The 14,605-nt window shown below is 64.1% G+C and carries 14 protein-coding genes; 5 read left to right on the top strand and 9 right to left on the bottom strand.

The genetic code is table 11. The features are described from left to right. Positions 1 to 92 precede the first annotated feature (92 nt). Both CXY80_RS18340 and glpK read left to right on the top strand, forming a co-directional pair. Positions 93 to 827, top strand: a complete 735-nt coding sequence (locus tag CXY80_RS18340) for an MIP/aquaporin family protein (protein ID WP_092448983.1) — start codon at positions 93 to 95, stop codon at positions 825 to 827. Between the two features lie 71 nt (positions 828 to 898). Then, entirely contained in the window at positions 899 to 2,413 is a 1,515-nt protein-coding gene (gene glpK / locus CXY80_RS18335) for a glycerol kinase GlpK (RefSeq protein WP_104133318.1), read from the top strand. Between the two features lie 68 nt (positions 2,414 to 2,481). Here glpK and CXY80_RS18330 read toward each other — a convergent pair whose 3' ends face one another. The 9 genes from CXY80_RS18330 to CXY80_RS18290 all read right to left on the bottom strand — a co-directional run bounded on the left by CXY80_RS18330 (position 2,482) and on the right by CXY80_RS18290 (position 11,040). Further along, complete coding sequence (locus CXY80_RS18330) at positions 2,482 to 3,177, bottom strand: HAD family hydrolase (RefSeq protein ID WP_233195453.1); 696 nt, start codon at positions 3,175 to 3,177, stop codon at positions 2,482 to 2,484. A gap of 95 nt (positions 3,178 to 3,272) precedes the next feature. Continuing rightward, entirely contained in the window at positions 3,273 to 4,277 is a 1,005-nt protein-coding gene (gene trpS, locus CXY80_RS18325; RefSeq protein ID WP_104133317.1) for a tryptophan--tRNA ligase, read from the bottom strand. After that, the gene (locus tag CXY80_RS18320; protein ID WP_092448925.1) at positions 4,274 to 5,131 is read right to left on the bottom strand and encodes an exodeoxyribonuclease III; all 858 of its coding nucleotides are present in this window, start codon (positions 5,129 to 5,131) and stop codon (positions 4,274 to 4,276) included. Before CXY80_RS18320 ends, trpS begins: the two co-directional genes overlap by 4 nt. A gap of 9 nt (positions 5,132 to 5,140) precedes the next feature. Then, a complete protein-coding gene (locus tag CXY80_RS18315; protein ID WP_134495349.1) occupies positions 5,141 to 6,214 on the bottom strand; it encodes a YihY/virulence factor BrkB family protein in 1,074 nt (357 codons plus the stop codon). 65 nt (positions 6,215 to 6,279) lie between these two features. Then, positions 6,280 to 7,041 carry a succinate dehydrogenase iron-sulfur subunit gene (locus CXY80_RS18310; RefSeq protein WP_092448923.1) on the bottom strand — a complete coding sequence of 254 codons (762 nt, stop codon included), beginning with the start codon at positions 7,039 to 7,041 and terminating at the stop codon, positions 6,280 to 6,282. Further along, entirely contained in the window at positions 7,041 to 8,861 is a 1,821-nt protein-coding gene (sdhA, locus tag CXY80_RS18305) for a succinate dehydrogenase flavoprotein subunit (RefSeq protein WP_092448922.1), read from the bottom strand. The genes CXY80_RS18310 and sdhA overlap by 1 nt, the downstream gene beginning before the upstream one ends. A 17-nt stretch (positions 8,862 to 8,878) precedes the next feature. Continuing rightward, the gene (locus CXY80_RS18300; RefSeq protein WP_092448921.1) at positions 8,879 to 9,331 is read right to left on the bottom strand and encodes a succinate dehydrogenase hydrophobic membrane anchor subunit; all 453 of its coding nucleotides are present in this window, start codon (positions 9,329 to 9,331) and stop codon (positions 8,879 to 8,881) included. A 12-nt stretch (positions 9,332 to 9,343) separates the two neighbouring features. Then, positions 9,344 to 9,757, bottom strand: a complete 414-nt coding sequence (gene sdhC / locus CXY80_RS18295; protein WP_092448920.1) for a succinate dehydrogenase, cytochrome b556 subunit — start codon at positions 9,755 to 9,757, stop codon at positions 9,344 to 9,346. Between the two features lie 110 nt (positions 9,758 to 9,867). After that, positions 9,868 to 11,040: a glycosyltransferase family 1 protein gene (locus CXY80_RS18290; RefSeq protein WP_104133316.1), complete on the bottom strand. Its 1,173-nt coding sequence runs from the start codon at positions 11,038 to 11,040 to the stop codon at positions 9,868 to 9,870. A gap of 82 nt (positions 11,041 to 11,122) precedes the next feature. Between CXY80_RS18290 and CXY80_RS18285 the strand changes: the two genes are divergently transcribed. The 3 genes from CXY80_RS18285 to CXY80_RS18275 all read left to right on the top strand — a co-directional run bounded on the left by CXY80_RS18285 (position 11,123) and on the right by CXY80_RS18275 (position 14,598). Continuing rightward, positions 11,123 to 12,244 (top strand): mannose-1-phosphate guanylyltransferase, encoded by a 1,122-nt coding sequence (locus CXY80_RS18285; protein ID WP_104133315.1) that lies wholly within the window; start codon positions 11,123 to 11,125, stop codon positions 12,242 to 12,244. Positions 12,245 to 12,288: 44 nt separating this feature from the next. After that, entirely contained in the window at positions 12,289 to 13,350 is a 1,062-nt protein-coding gene (locus CXY80_RS18280) for a BMP family protein (RefSeq protein WP_104133314.1), read from the top strand. Positions 13,351 to 13,491: 141 nt separating this feature from the next. Continuing rightward, a complete protein-coding gene (locus CXY80_RS18275; protein ID WP_092448916.1) occupies positions 13,492 to 14,598 on the top strand; it encodes a BMP family protein in 1,107 nt (368 codons plus the stop codon). The last annotated feature ends 7 nt before the right edge of the window (positions 14,599 to 14,605 follow it).

The raw sequence follows: 14,605 nt of genomic DNA, 5'->3' as shown, positions 1-14,605 counted from the left end.
TAACAAACAGCACGACCGTCGCACTCGACAATTAGGTCAGTCGGCAGCACCCCATCTGAAAGGTCAATGTGGACAATCTCGGTGTCGTATTTATGTCAGAGGTCGTGGGAACGGCCATCCTCGTACTCCTCGGCTGTGGCGTGGTCGCCAACGTCGCGCTCGCCAAGAACAAGGGCTTTGGCGGCGGTTTTCTCATGGTCACCATCGGCTGGGGCCTCGCGGTCTACGCCGGTGTCATCGCCGCGTACAACTCGGGCGCGCACCTGAACCCGGCCGTCACGCTCGGCCTTGTCGCGAGCGGCGCCGACACGTTCGGCTCCGGCGTTCCGGTCAACTTCGTGTCGATCATGACCTATATCGGCGCGCAGATGATCGGCGCGATCCTCGGTGCTGTCGTGGTCTGGCTTGCCTACAAGCAGCACTTCGATCAGGAGCCGGAAGCCGCCAACAAGCTCGGTGTCTTCTCGACCGGGCCGGCCATCCGCTCCTACGGTTGGAACCTGGTCACCGAAATCATCGGCACCTTCGTGCTGGTTTTCGTCGTCATCGGCTTCGGCCGCAACGGCGACGGCGGCGGGCTCGCGGCCCTCGGTGCACTGCCGGTGGCCCTGCTCGTGATCGCGATCGGCGCCTCGCTCGGTGGGCCCACCGGCTACGCCATCAACCCGGCGCGTGACCTCGGCCCCCGCATCGCGCACTTCCTGCTGCCGATCAAGGGCAAGGGCTCAAGCGACTGGTCGTATTCCTGGGTACCCGTCGTCGGCCCGATCATCGGCGGCGTGCTCGCCGGTGCCTCCTCTGGTGTGCTGCTGCCCATCCTGGGCTAACCCTGTCGACGCATTCTGCAGCATCCGCTTTAAACTGATTCATCCCACCTGGAACAACAAAGGAGTTACAAATGGCCAAGTACGTTCTCGCCATCGACCAGGGAACCACGAGCTCCCGCGCGATCATCTTCGACAAGGCCGGGTCGATCATTTCGACCGGTCAGCTTGAGCACGAGCAGATTCTGCCGCAGGCCGGCTGGGTCGAGCACGACCCGAAAGAAATCTGGGACAACACCCGTGAGGCCATCGGCCAGGCGCTGTCCAAAGCGAACATCACCCGGCACGACATCGAGGCCATCGGCATCACCAATCAGCGCGAAACCGCTGTCGTCTGGGACAAGAACACCGGCGTGCCCGTCTACAACGCCATCGTCTGGCAGGACACCCGCACCCAGGCAATCGTCGACCGCCTCGCGGCCGACGGCGGTGTCGAGCGTTTCAAGCAGAAGGTCGGCTTGCCGCTGGCCACCTATTTTTCCGGCACCAAGATCGTCTGGATCCTCGAGAACGTCGAGGGCGCCCGCGCGAAAGCGGATGCCGGCGACCTCCTGTTCGGTACCACCGACTCCTGGGTCCTCTGGAACCTGACCGGCGGCATCGAGGGTGGCGTGCACGCGACCGACGTCACCAACGCCAGCCGCACGATGTTCATGGACCTCGAAACCCTGCAGTGGGACGACGAGATCCTGGCCATCTTCGACGTGCCCAAGTCGATGCTGCCCGAGATCAAGAGCTCGTCCGAGGTCTACGGCATCGCGAGCGGGCACAGCCTGCTGCGCGAGGTACCGATTGCGGGCATCCTGGGTGACCAGCAGGCCGCGACCTTCGGCCAGGCCGCGTTCGACCAGGGCGAGGCCAAGAACACCTACGGCACCGGAAACTTTCTGATCTTCAACACCGGCACCGAGATCATCCACTCCAAGAACGGCCTGCTCACGACCGTGGGCTACAAGCTCGGCGACGCCCCCGTGCATTACGCGCTCGAGGGATCGATCGCCGTGACCGGTTCGCTCGTGCAGTGGATGCGGGACCAGCTCGGCATCATCAAGAACGCCTCCGAGATCGAAGACCTCGCCAAGACGGTCAAGGACAACGGCGGGGCGTACTTCGTGCCGGCCTTCTCGGGTCTGTTCGCACCGTACTGGCGGTCGGATGCCCGTGGCGCCCTGGTCGGTCTCACCCGCTACGTGAACAAGGGCCACATCGCCCGCGCCGCGCTCGAGGCTATCGCGTACCAGACGCGGGAGGTGCTCGATGCGGTCAACGCCGACTCCGGGGTTCCGCTGACCGAACTCAAGGTCGACGGTGGTGCCACGGCCAACGACCTGCTCATGCAGTTCCAGGCCGACATTATTGGCGTGCCCGTCGTGCGCCCGGTCGTCGCCGAGACCACCGCCCTGGGCGCCGCGTATGCGGCCGGCCTGGCCGTCGGCTTCTGGAGTGGCCTCGACGACCTCCGCGCCAACTGGCAGGAGGACTCCCGCTGGGAGCCGTCCATGGACAAGGACGAGGCCGATCGCCTCCTGCGCAACTGGAAGAAGGCCGTAACGAAGACCCTCGACTGGGTAGACGAAGACGTGCGCTAGCTCTTCTCGCGAGAGCGCAAAAAGTGCCCGATTGGACTATCCAATCGGGCTCTTTTTGCGCTCTCGCGTTACTGTGCCAATAGGGGCGGAAGGTCGTGGAGGGATTCGATACGGAGGATTCCAACGGGGGCAGCGGATGCGCCGGCGCGGTCCAGCCAGACACCCGTCAGCCCCGCAGCGGCCGCGCCCACGGCATCCGTGCGAAGCCGATCGCCCACGTACACCGCCCCCTCCACCGGAATGTCGAACAGCGCGCAGGCGTGCTGAAAGATGCGCGCGTCCGGCTTGGCGAAGCCGAGAGCACCGGAGGTGACGACGTGCTCGAACCGGTGGGTCAGCCCGACCCGCCGAATCTTCTCGCCCTGAAACACCGGGTCGCCGTTCGTGATGAGGCCAAAGCGCACCCCGGGCAGAACCTCCGCCAGCGCGTCGAGGCAGGGGAGCGCGTCGTCGTGCAGCCGCCAACTGGCCCGGTAGCTCAGAAAGTACTCGTCAAACCAGGCGTCGGCCTCGGCGTCGGTCAGCGAGATGTCGAACGATGCGGCGAAGTCCTGGGCCCGGGCGCGCCGCTGGCCGGCAAAGTCCAGAGCGCCGGCGAGGTAGGAGTGGTAATGCTCCTCCTCGAGCGCGTCCCAGAGCACGATTGCTGCATTGCGGTCGCCGGTCGCGAATGCACCGCCGATCCGGTCGAGGTGCAGCAGGATTCCCGCTGCAACAGCTCCGCGGTGCTCGAACAGGGTATCGTCGAGGTCGAACAGCACCACCCCAGGTCGCCGAGAGCGCAAAAAGTGCCCGTTTGACGGGTCCAATCGGGCACTTTTTGCGCTCTCGCCAGCAGGCGCAGAGCTCGGGACGGGCATCAGCGGCGGGGGAGGAAGCCGACGCGGTCGTAGACGGTGGCCAGGGTTTCGTTCGCTACAGCGTCAGCCCGGGCGGCGTTCGACGCCAGCACCCGGTCGAGTTCGGCCGGGTCGCCGAGCAGCTCGGCGACGCGCTCGCGAATCGGGTCGAAGGTGCCGAGTACAACTTCGACGAGACCCTTCTTCAGATCGCCGTAGCCTCGCCCGGCGTACTCGTTCTCCAGCGACTCGATCGTGCGGGAGGCCAACACGGAGTAAATCGTGAGCAGGTTCGCCACGCCCGGCTTGTTCTCGCGGTCGAAGACCACGCCGCCGTCGGCATCCGTCACGGCCCGCATGATCTTCTTCCTGGTGACCCCGGGCTCGTCGAGCAGCCAGATCACTCCGGCGTGCGACTCGGCCGACTTCGACATTTTCGACGTGGGATTCTGCAGGTCGTAGATCTTCGCGGTCTCCTTCACGATCGCCACCTCGGGAATCGTGAAGGTGTCGCCGAACCGTGAGTTGAAGCGCAGCGCGAGGTCGCGGGTGAGTTCAACGTGCTGGCGCTGGTCCTCTCCGACCGGCACCACCGTGGTCTGGTAGAGCAGAATATCCGCCGCCATCAGTGTCGGGTAGGCGAACAGGCCCACCGTCGTCGCGTCGGCGCCGTGCCGCGCGGACTTGTCCTTGAACTGGGTCATGCGGCTGGCCTCACCGAACCCGGTGATGGTGTTCAGTACCCAGGCCAGCTGCGCGTGCGCCGCGACATGCGACTGCACATACAGCGTCGACGCCGACGGGTCGATCCCGGCCGCAATGTATTGCGCCGCCGTGCCGCGGGTGTTCTCCCGCAGCTTCAAAGGCTCCTGCGCGACGGTGATCGCGTGCAGGTCGACGATGCTGAAGAACGCGTCGTGGGTCTGCTGCAGCGACTTCCAGTTCAGCAGCGCGCCAATGTAGTTGCCGATCTGCAGGGACTCGGCGGAGGGCTGCATGCCCGAATAGAGGCGGGGTTTGGTCATGAGTTCAACGCTCCAGAAAGGTCATAGTCGACAACGACGGGGGAGTGGTCGCTCCAACGCTGGTCGTACGCTGCGGCCCGGTCGACCGCATACGACACCACGGATGCCGCCAGCTCCGGGCTGGCCAGGTGGTAGTCCAATCGCCATCCGGTGTCGTTGTCGAATGCCTGGCCGCGCTGAGACCACCAGGTGTATGGACCCTCAACCTCGCCGGCCCACTTGCGTCCGACGTCCACCCAGCCGAGTCCGGCGCCCGCGTTGTACAAATCGTCGCCTTCAGCGCCGAGAATACGGTCGAAATACTCACGCTCCTCCGGCAGAAAACCGGCATGCTTCTTGTTGCCGCGCCAGTTCTTAATGTCGAGCGTGCGGTGCCCGACGTTGAGATCGCCGAGCACGAGCGCGAGCGGGCTGTGCGTGCTCAGCTCCGGCAGCCGAGCGATCATGGCGTCCAGAAACTTGTACTTCTCCACCTGCTTGGGAGTGTCCGTCTCGCCGGAGTGCACATACGTGCTCACCACGGTGATGATCTGGCCGTTGACCTCGTAGTCGGCTTCGAGCCAGCGGCCGGCGCTGTCGAATTCCTCAGCACCGAGGGCAACGCGATGAATGGATGCCCCCGCGCGGCTTGCCAGGGCAACCCCGGCGCGGCCCTTGGCGGTGGCGGCGTCGTGCAGAATATTCCAGTCCGGACCGAGCAGCCCCTCGAGGTCTTCGGTGGATGCACGCACCTCTTGGATGGCCAGAATGTCGATGTCACGGGCATTCAGCCAGTCGCCCATTCCCTTGCGGTACGCGGCTCGTACCCCGTTCGTGTTGATGCTGGCAATGCGGAGAGGTTTGGCTGCAGACATGGGTCAAGTCTAGTTTGGGGTGTCCGCCGCATCTGCCCGGGCAAAGCCTTCGACGACAGCTTCGGCAGCCCTGAGCCGCCGCCGGGCACCCCACCGGGCATACCAGGGCGAGGCATCGAGATCCGCTCTGGCGGCGGTGAGCTCGGCCTGCGCGGTCAGCCTCAGGGCATCGTGCATCCGCTGCGCCTGGTCTTCCGCCGCCTCATCGGCGCTGAGCGTGTGGGGCGGAATCCCCGCATCGTCCATCCCCACCGCAATCCACGACGCCGCGATCAACGTGACCGTGCTCACCAGGTTGAACCAGATCAGTAGCCCGATGATTACCGCAAAGGTCGCCAGCAGCGGGTTGCGGCTGGCGCCGCCGAGTAGCGCACCACCGAGAATTTTGAGTAGGCCGAGCGCCAACCCGCCCAGCAGCGCGCCGGCGAACAACCGCCGTACCGGAATGCGTACCCGCGACAACACCCGGAACAGGGCCGCCAGGGTGAAAGTATCGATGACGAGCACGACGGCCAGGCCGATGGCGCGGGCCGAGGCTTCGTAGAAGAACGAGTCCTGCGGTATCTGAAAGATGCCAAAGAGCAGGCCGAGCAGCGCGGTGCTCGCGAGCGAGACGATCGCCGACAACACGAGGGCCAGGCCGAAGACCAGCCCGAGGCCGAGCTCGCGCAGCTTGACCAGCAAAAAGAACGTCGTCTGCTGCGGCATGTCAAAGACGGTGCGCACCGCCTGCGCCGTCGCCGACAGCCAGCCGAGCGCGGTCAGCAGCAGTCCGACCAGGGCGATTGCTCCGGTCCAGGTGAGAATGCCGGCGGTGGCGAGTAGCTCGGGGTCGATAATGCCGTCGGTGCCGATCAGTCCCGGAATCGACTGGTTGATGATCGCGTAGAGCGCGTTCAGCAGACCCTGATTCGCGGTCAGAAAGAGCCCCGCAATCGAAAAGCCCACCCAGACAGCCGCGAAAATGGCGAAGATCGCCTGATAGGACATTCCAGCGGCGAGGATGCTGCCACCCACGTTGTTGAAGTGGGTCACCACCCGCACGGGTCGCCAGGTGAGGATGCGGGCTACAAGCTCTTTCACAGTGTCAGCTTAACCAAAGACACCCCCGTCGAAGTGACGGGGGTGTCTTTCCTATAAGAAGGCAGTTAAGCCTTGCCGCGCATGATGGCCTGCTTGACCTCGGCGATAGCCTGGGTCACCTGGATGCCGCGAGGGCAGGCATCCGTGCAGTTGAAGGTCGTGCGGCAACGCCACACGCCCTCTTTGTCATTGAGGATGTCGAGGCGCACCTGGGCGCCATCGTCCCGCGAATCGAAGATGAAGCGGTGGGCGTTCACGATGGCGGCCGGGCCGAAGTACTGGCCGTCGGTCCAGAACACCGGGCAGGCCGAGGTGCAGGCGGCGCAGAGAATACATTTCGTCGTGTCGTCGAAGCGCGCGCGCTGGGCGACGGTCTGAATGCGTTCCTTGCCCTTGACCGGGGTGACGCTGTTCATGAGGAACGGCTGCACCTCTTTGAACGACGCGAAGAACGGCTCCATGTCAACGATGAGGTCCTTCTCCAGCGGAAGGCCCTTGATGGCCTCCACGTAGATCGGCTTCGTGACGTCGAGGTCCTTCATGAGCGTCTTGCAGGCCAGGCGGTTGCGGCCGTTGATGCGCATCGCATCCGAACCGCAGACCCCGTGCGCGCAGGAACGACGGAAGGTCAGTGAACCGTCCTGCTCCCACTTGATCTTATGCAGCGCGTCGAGCACCCGGTCGGTCGGGTAGAGCTGCACGTCGAAGTCCTGCCAGTGCGGTTCGTCGTCGACCTCGGGGTTGAACCGACGCACGATGATCGTGGCGGTGAACGACTTGATCTCTTCGGGAACGATGGGCTTGTTGTCGATCGTGGCGGTACTCACTAGTACTTCCTCTCCATCGGCTGGTAACGGGTGATGACAACCGGTTTCCAGTCGAGTTTGATGTGGTCGGCGGCGTCCGCCGACATCGCGTCACCCTTGAGGTACGCCATGGTGTGCTTCAGATAATTCTCGTCATCGCGAACGAGGTAATCTTCACGCTGGTGGCCGCCGCGGCTTTCCTTGCGGTTGCGGGCGGAATAGACGACAACTTCGGCCAGGTCGAGCAGAAAGCCGAGTTCGACGGCCTCGAGCAGGTCGGTATTGAAGCGGCGGCCCTTGTCCTGCACACCGATGTTCTTGTAGCGCTGACGCAGCAGGTGGATGGTCTCGGTGACCTCGGCCAGGGACTCGTCGGTGCGGAACACCTGAGCCTTCTTGTCCATCTCCTCCTGCAGAATCTTGCGCAGCACGGCGATGCGTTCGGTTCCGGTCGATGAACGGATGCCTTCCAGCAGTTCGCGCACTTCCCCGGCCGGGTCTGTCGGCAGCGGAACGAATGACGCCGTCTTCACATACTCGACCGCATTGATACCGGCGCGCTTGCCGAACACGTTGATGTCTAGCAGCGAGTTGGTGCCGAGGCGGTTGGAGCCGTGCACCGAGACGCAGGCGCATTCGCCGGCGGCGTACAGCCCGGGGACGACGACCTCGTTGTTGCGCCAGACTTCGGCCTTCACATTGGTCGGGATGCCGCCCATCGCGTAGTGCGCGGTCGGCATGACCGGGACAGGCTCGGTGACCGGGTCGACGCCGAGGTACGTGCGGGCGAACTCGGTGATGTCGGGCAGCTTGGTCTCGAGCAGTTCCTTGCCGAGGTGGGTGCAATCCAGGTAGAGGTAGTCCTTCTCCGGACCGGCACCGCGACCCTCCGCGACCTCCTTGAGCATACAGCGTGAGACGATGTCACGCGGGGCGAGGTCCTTGATGGTCGGCGCGTAGCGTTCCATGAAGCGTTCACCGGAGGCGTTGCGGAGGATTGCTCCCTCACCGCGGGCGCCCTCGGTAAGGAGGATGCCCAGCCCGGCCAGGCCGGTCGGGTGGAACTGGAAGAACTCCATGTCCTCCAGCGGCAGGCCCTTGCGCCAGACGATACCGACGCCGTCACCGGTGAGGGTGTGGGCGTTCGAGGTGGTTTTGTAGATCTTTCCGAAACCACCGGTGGCGAAAATGAACGCCTTGCCCTGGAACACGTGCAGCTCGCCGCTCGACAGGTCGAGGGCGACCACGGCCGACGGCTGGTCGACGCCGTCGACGTTGGTCATGACGAGGTCCAGCACGTAGTACTCGTTGAAGAAGTTGATGCCGCGCTTGACGCAGTTCTGGTACAGCGTCTGCAGAATCATGTGGCCGGTGCGGTCCGCGGCGTAGCAGGCCCGGCGCACCGGGCTCTTGCCGTGGTCGCGGGTGTGGCCACCGAAACGCCGCTGGTCGATCTTGCCCTCTGGGGTGCGGTTGAACGGCAGGCCCATGTTCTCGAGGTCGATGACCGCGTCGATGGCTTCCTTGGCCAGGATCTCGGCGGCGTCCTGGTCAACCAGGTAGTCGCCACCCTTGATCGTGTCGAAGGTGTGCCATTCCCAGTTGTCTTCCTCGACGTTGGCCAGCGCCGCGGCCATGCCGCCCTGGGCCGCACCGGTGTGCGAACGCGTCGGGTAGAGCTTGGAGATGACAGCCGTGCTGGCATGGGGGCCGGCTTCGATGGCGGCGCGCATGCCAGCTCCACCCGCTCCCACAATGACGATGTCGTGCTGGTGGTAGTGCACACCGTCTACGACGGTGGACTCCGGGTTTGCGCCGGCGGGTGCTGTGGAGGATGTCATTTTTTTGTGTGCAGCTCCTATAGGGACTTACAGAACGAGGCCACGAGGTCGGCAGGCGCACCGGCGGGGCAAGGATCGAAGGTGAACACCACGAGGGTGCCCAGCACGATCAGCGAAACAACACTGACCAGGATCGCGACTTTCAGGATGCCGCGGCTGATCCGTGACGTCGCGTAGTCATTGACGAGGGTGCGCATGCCGTTGCCGCCGTGAATTAGGGCGAGCCACAGCATGATGATGTCCCAGACCATCCAGAACGGGTTGGTCAGTTTACCGGCGACGAACGCGAAGTTCAGGGCGCTGACGCCCTCACCGATCATGAGGTTGACGAACAGGTGGCCGAAGATGAGCACGACCAGCACGACGCCGGAGACGCGCATGTAGATCCAGCCCCACTTTTCCCAGTTGACGCCGCTCTTCCTGGTAGAACGGGTGTACGGGCTGCGGGGAGCTTCGATTGTTGAAGTCATGTCGATCGCCCCCTAGTGGCTGAACACGTTGATGAGGTGGCGCGGCACGAAGGCCAGCATGGTGACGACCCACAGGCCGATGACGACGTAGAACAGTACGCGCTGGTACTTGGCGTTCCAGAAGTCGATCAGAATGATGCGCAGCCCGTTGAAGGCGTGGAACACGATGGCGCCGACGAGTGCGACCTCACCGAGACCCATGATCGGCGTCTGGTACTGCCCGATGACCGCGTTGTACGCTTCGGGGCTGACCCGCACGAGTGCCGTGTCGAGAATATGGACGAGCAGAAAGAAGAAGATCGCGACACCGGTGATGCGGTGTAAGACCCAAGACCACATGCCCGTGTTACCCCGATACAGGGTGCCGGCGGGGCGACGTGATGTCGTCTTCTGCTGAGAATCTAGGGTTCCTGCCTTCTGTGGCATGAACAACCCTCCCTGGCTGAATTATGGCTCTTTAGTGAGACCGAGAATGTGCTGTGAGCACATATCGTTAGTCTACAAGTGCGCCGCCACATCGTGCCGGTTAGGTTACCCTAACGCTGCATAGACGGGGGTACATGCGTGTGGGCCCGCACCGCACGACGCTCGTCAATGGCTTGTTCGTAGTAGTCGACCAGGTCCGCGCAGACCGTCGGCCAGGAGCGTCCGAGCACGGCGCGGCGCCCGGCTTCCCCCATGCGCGCCCGCAGCGCCGGGTCGCCGACCAGCTGAGATACCCAGTGTCTCAGGTCCCGGTCGTCGTCCGGCCGAAACAGGTAGCCGTTTTCTCCGTGGGCGACCAGGTCGATCGGCCCACCGGCGTAGGGCGCGACCACCGGCAGCCCGGCGGCGTGGGCCTCCTGGATGGTTTGCCCGAAGGTCTCTTCGGTACCGGCATGCACGAACAGGTCGAAGCTCGCGTAGGCAACGGCCAGCTCTGCGCCCGAGAGCCGGCCCAGCCAGGTCACGGACATGCCGGCCAGCGCTCGACCTATAGACGGTACGCTCGGCCCGTCACCGACCAGCGCCAAACGGATGCCCGGCAGCCCGCGCAGGGCGCGCAACCGCTCGACCTGTTTCTCCGGAGCCATCCGACCGACGTAGCCGACGATCACGTCGCGCCGTGCGCCGATGGGGGGCGTTGGCGAAATGCGTTCGCGCAGCGCCGCGACGGCCGGGTCGTTCTTGACGTTCGGGTGGAACCCGTTGAGGTCAACGCCACGGTTCCACATCGCCAGGCGTGGTACGCCGAGCCGCAGCAGGGCGGCCATCGACGACGACGACGGCACCAAAGTTCGAGTGGCGCCCTCGTGCACCCACTTCACGAAGCGCCAGGCGAGCGCGGTGGCCGGGCCTAGGTGATTGCGGTGGGCGTAACCGGCGACATCCGTTTGAAAAATCGCGACCGAGGGAATGTCGAGCCGATTCGCGGCGCTGATGCCCTGTGCTCCGAGCAGAAAGGGGGAGGCCGCGTGCAGCACGTCCGGCCGAAAATCGGCGAGCAGTTTCTGCACCTGGGGACTGGGGATACCGACCGGAAACTGGCGGTAGTTGAGCGCTGAAACGGTGTGCACGGGAAAGCCCGCGTATTCCGCCGGGGCGCCGTAGGGTGCGATCACCATAGCCTCGTGCCCGGTGGCCGCGAGGTGCTCGAGCACCTTGCAGACGCTCGTGGTCACCCCGCTGATGGTGGGGAGGAAACTTTCGCTGATGACTGCGATCCGCATGGTTCGAAAGTAGGCCGCGGGCGTTGCCGTCGGGTGGCCGGTGGGTGAACAGTCGTAGCGACCTCAGCGATAGTCTGGGGCGATGATTACGTCCAGTGAGCCCCTCGATCGCCTGTACAGCGTGATCCCCGCCGGCGGCATCGGTTCCCGGCTCTGGCCGCTGTCACGAGCGGATGCCCCGAAATTTCTGCATGACCTCACCGGTTCCGGTCATACCCTGCTGCGCGATACCTGGGATCGCCTCGTTCCGCTCTCCACGGAGCAGCGCATCATGGTCGTCACCGGGCGCGCCCACCGCGCCGCCGTCGAGCTGCAGCTGCCCGAACTGGCCGACCCGAATGTTGTGCTGGAGAGCGAACCGCGCGACTCGACCGCTGCGATCGGCCTCGCGGCCGCGATTTTGCAGCTGCGCGAACCCGGCGTCATCATCGGGTCGTTTCCGGCTGACCACGTCATCAAGGGCGATGCCCAGTTCCGGTCGGCTGTGACCGAGGCTGTCGCCGCGGCGGACGCCGGTTACATCGTCACCATCGGCATTCAGCCGACCGAGGCTGCAATCGGCTTCGGCTATATCAAGAGCGCAGCCTCGCTCGATATTGAAGGTGCGTCGACCGCTCTCGCCGTCGACTCCTTCGTGGAGAAGCCCAGCCCCTATATCGCCGAAGGCTACCTCGCCGAGGGCAACTACCTCTGGAACGCCGGCATCTTTATTGCCCGCGCCGACCGGTTGCTCGCGGAAATCGAAGCGGCAGAGCCGGAACTGCACGCCGGCCTCATACAACTCGCCGAGGCCTGGGACACACCGGCCCGCGGCGCCGTCGTCGACCAGGTCTGGCCACGCCTGAAGAAGATCGCCATCGACTACTCGGTGGCCGAACCCGCCGCCGCCGCCGGCAAACTCGTCGTCATTCCCGGCCAGTTCGACTGGGACGACGTGGGCGACTTCGCCTCGATCGCCAAGCTGCACTCCGGCGGACGCAAAGCCAACCTCGCTATCCTGGGTGAGGGTGCCCGGGTGCTCGCCGACTCGTCGAGCGGCATCGTGGTCAGCCACACCGGGCGCATGATCGCGCTGATCGGCGTCGAGGACATCGTCGTCGTCGACACCCCCGACGCCCTGCTGGTGACGACGAGTGCCAATGCCCAGAAGGTCAAGGCGGTCGTCGACGCGCTCAAGCTGTCGGGTTCGAGCGACGTGCTCTAGGCCCAACCTGACTAGAATTCCAGTTCATGCTAAAGGAAGTGTCTATGCGCCGCTTGATTGCCGTTTTTGCCCTCGTGGCATCCGCTGTGCTGCTGGTCGGCTGCGCGCCCGCACCGACACCGACTGCGACACCGGATGTGACGGAGCCGGAGTACTGCGCGCGCATGGTCACAAACTCGGGCGGTCTCGACGACCGCTCCTTCAACCAGTCCACCTGGGAGGGGCTGCAGGAAGCGGCGACGAAGTACAACATTGACACCGACGCGATCGTGTCGACGGCGGAGACCGACCTCGCACCGAACGTGAGCCAGGCCGTAGCGACCGGATGCCAGTTCGTGCTCACCGTCGGTTTCGAGCTCGCCGATGCGACCCTCGCCGAAGCCACCAAAAATCCCGACGTGCACTTTGCGATCGTTGACGAGTTCGTTGACGCGCCGAACGTGAAGCCGATCGTGTTTGATACCGCCCAGGCCTCGTTCCTAGCCGGGTACCTCGCGGCCGGCGTCACCAAAACCGGCAAGGTTGGAACATTCGGCGGCGGCAACCAGCCACCGGTCACGCTGTTCATGGACGGTTTCGTCGATGGTGTAGCCATGTACAACGACAAGCACGAGACGACGGTTGAGGTACTCGGCTGGAACAAGGACACCCAGGACGGCTCCTTCACCGGCGACTTTGAGGACGTGAACAAGGGCAAGTCGTTGACCCAGACGCTGATCGATCAGGGCGCGGACATCATTCTGCCGGTGGCCGGTCAGGTCGGCCAGGGCGCGGCGGCCGCTGCCATCGAGAACCCGGGCGTATCGATCATCTGGGTCGACAACGACGGGTATGTCACCCTGCCGGCCCAGTTTCAGTCGGTCGTGCTCACCAGCGTGCTGAAAAACACGTCAGCGGCGGTCGTCGAGACGATCGGGGCTGACCTCGAGGGCAGCTTTGACAACGAGGCCTTCGTCGGCACGCTCAAGAATGGCGGCGTCGAGATCGCCGATTTCCACGATCAGTCCGCCCTGGTCTCAGCCGAATTGGTGGACGAACTCGAACAGATTCGTGCCGCGATTATAGCGGGGATCATCACAGTGACCGGCCCCAGTTCACCCCAATAGGGAAAATTTGTTTTGCCAATGTCGCGGCTTGGTAACGACTCGGTCGCGCACGCACAATGCTCATCTGCGCAGCGTCTCATTGGGTAACGTGGATCGCACCACGCCCGTGCGATCTCGCTGGGCAGCACCCTGGAGGTCATCTTGACAATTTCGACCCGTAAGACCGTACTTGCCGGTCTTGCAATGTTCGGTACCGTGGCGATGCTCGCCGCTTGTGCTCAGGCACCCGCAACGACCGACGACACCAGCTCCGCCGCCGCGAGCGACTTTCTGCCCTGCATGGTGTCGGACGCCGGGGGATTCGACGACAAGTCGTTCAACCAGCTCGGCTTCGAGGGCCTCACTGAGGCTGCGGCCGAACTCAGTGTGACGCCGAAAACCGTGGAGTCAACGTCCGAGACCGACTACCAGTCCAACGTGCAGAACCTTGTCGACCAGGGCTGCAACCTCATCGTGACCGTCGGATTCAACCTCGCCGCGGCGACCGTTGAGTCTGCCTTGGCTAACCCCGAAGTCAACTTCGCCATCATTGACAATGATGCCGACCTCGACTTCGACGGCAAGGTCGACGCCCCGAACATCAAGCCGATCATCTTCGACACCGCCCCGGCCGCCTTCATGGCCGGCTATGCGGCAGCCGGCTACAGCAAGACCGGCGTCGTTGGAACCTACGGCGGAATGCAATTTCCGACCGTCACCATCTTCATGGATGGCTTCGCTGACGGCGTTGCGTACTACAACGAGCAGAACGGCACCTCCGTCAAGACCATCGGCTGGGACGTCGCCTCGCAGACCGGTTCGTTCACGGGTGGCTTCGCCGCCGGCGTCGAATCGCTTGCCAATGCGCAAGGCCTCATCGACCAGAATGCCGACGTGCTGCTGCCCGTTGGTGGACCGATCTTTTTGAGCGCGATTGAAGCGATCAAGAGCTCGGGCAAGGACATCGCCATGTTGGGCGTTGACGCTGACCTCTATGAGACCGACGCGACGAACAAGAGCCTGTTCCTCACCAGCATCCTCAAGGGGATCAAGGTCAGCGTCTTCGACGTCGTTTCCGGCGCGGCCGACGACACCTTCGACGCCACCCCGTACATCGGAACTCTGGACAACGACGGCGTGGGCATTGCCTCGTTCCACGACTTCGAATCCAAGGTCCCCGCGACCCTGGCCGACGAGCTCGACGCCATCAGAGCAGGAATCATCGACGGTTCGATCACGGTCGAATCGCCTTCCTCGCCGAAGCAGTAATACGCTG

This window comes from Cryobacterium sp. M91 (assembly GCF_002929615.1).
Taxonomy (GTDB): Bacteria; Actinomycetota; Actinomycetes; order Actinomycetales; family Microbacteriaceae; genus Cryobacterium; species Cryobacterium levicorallinum.
Note: the sequence above shows the minus strand (reverse complement) of the source record. Positions and strands in the feature narration are given on the sequence as shown.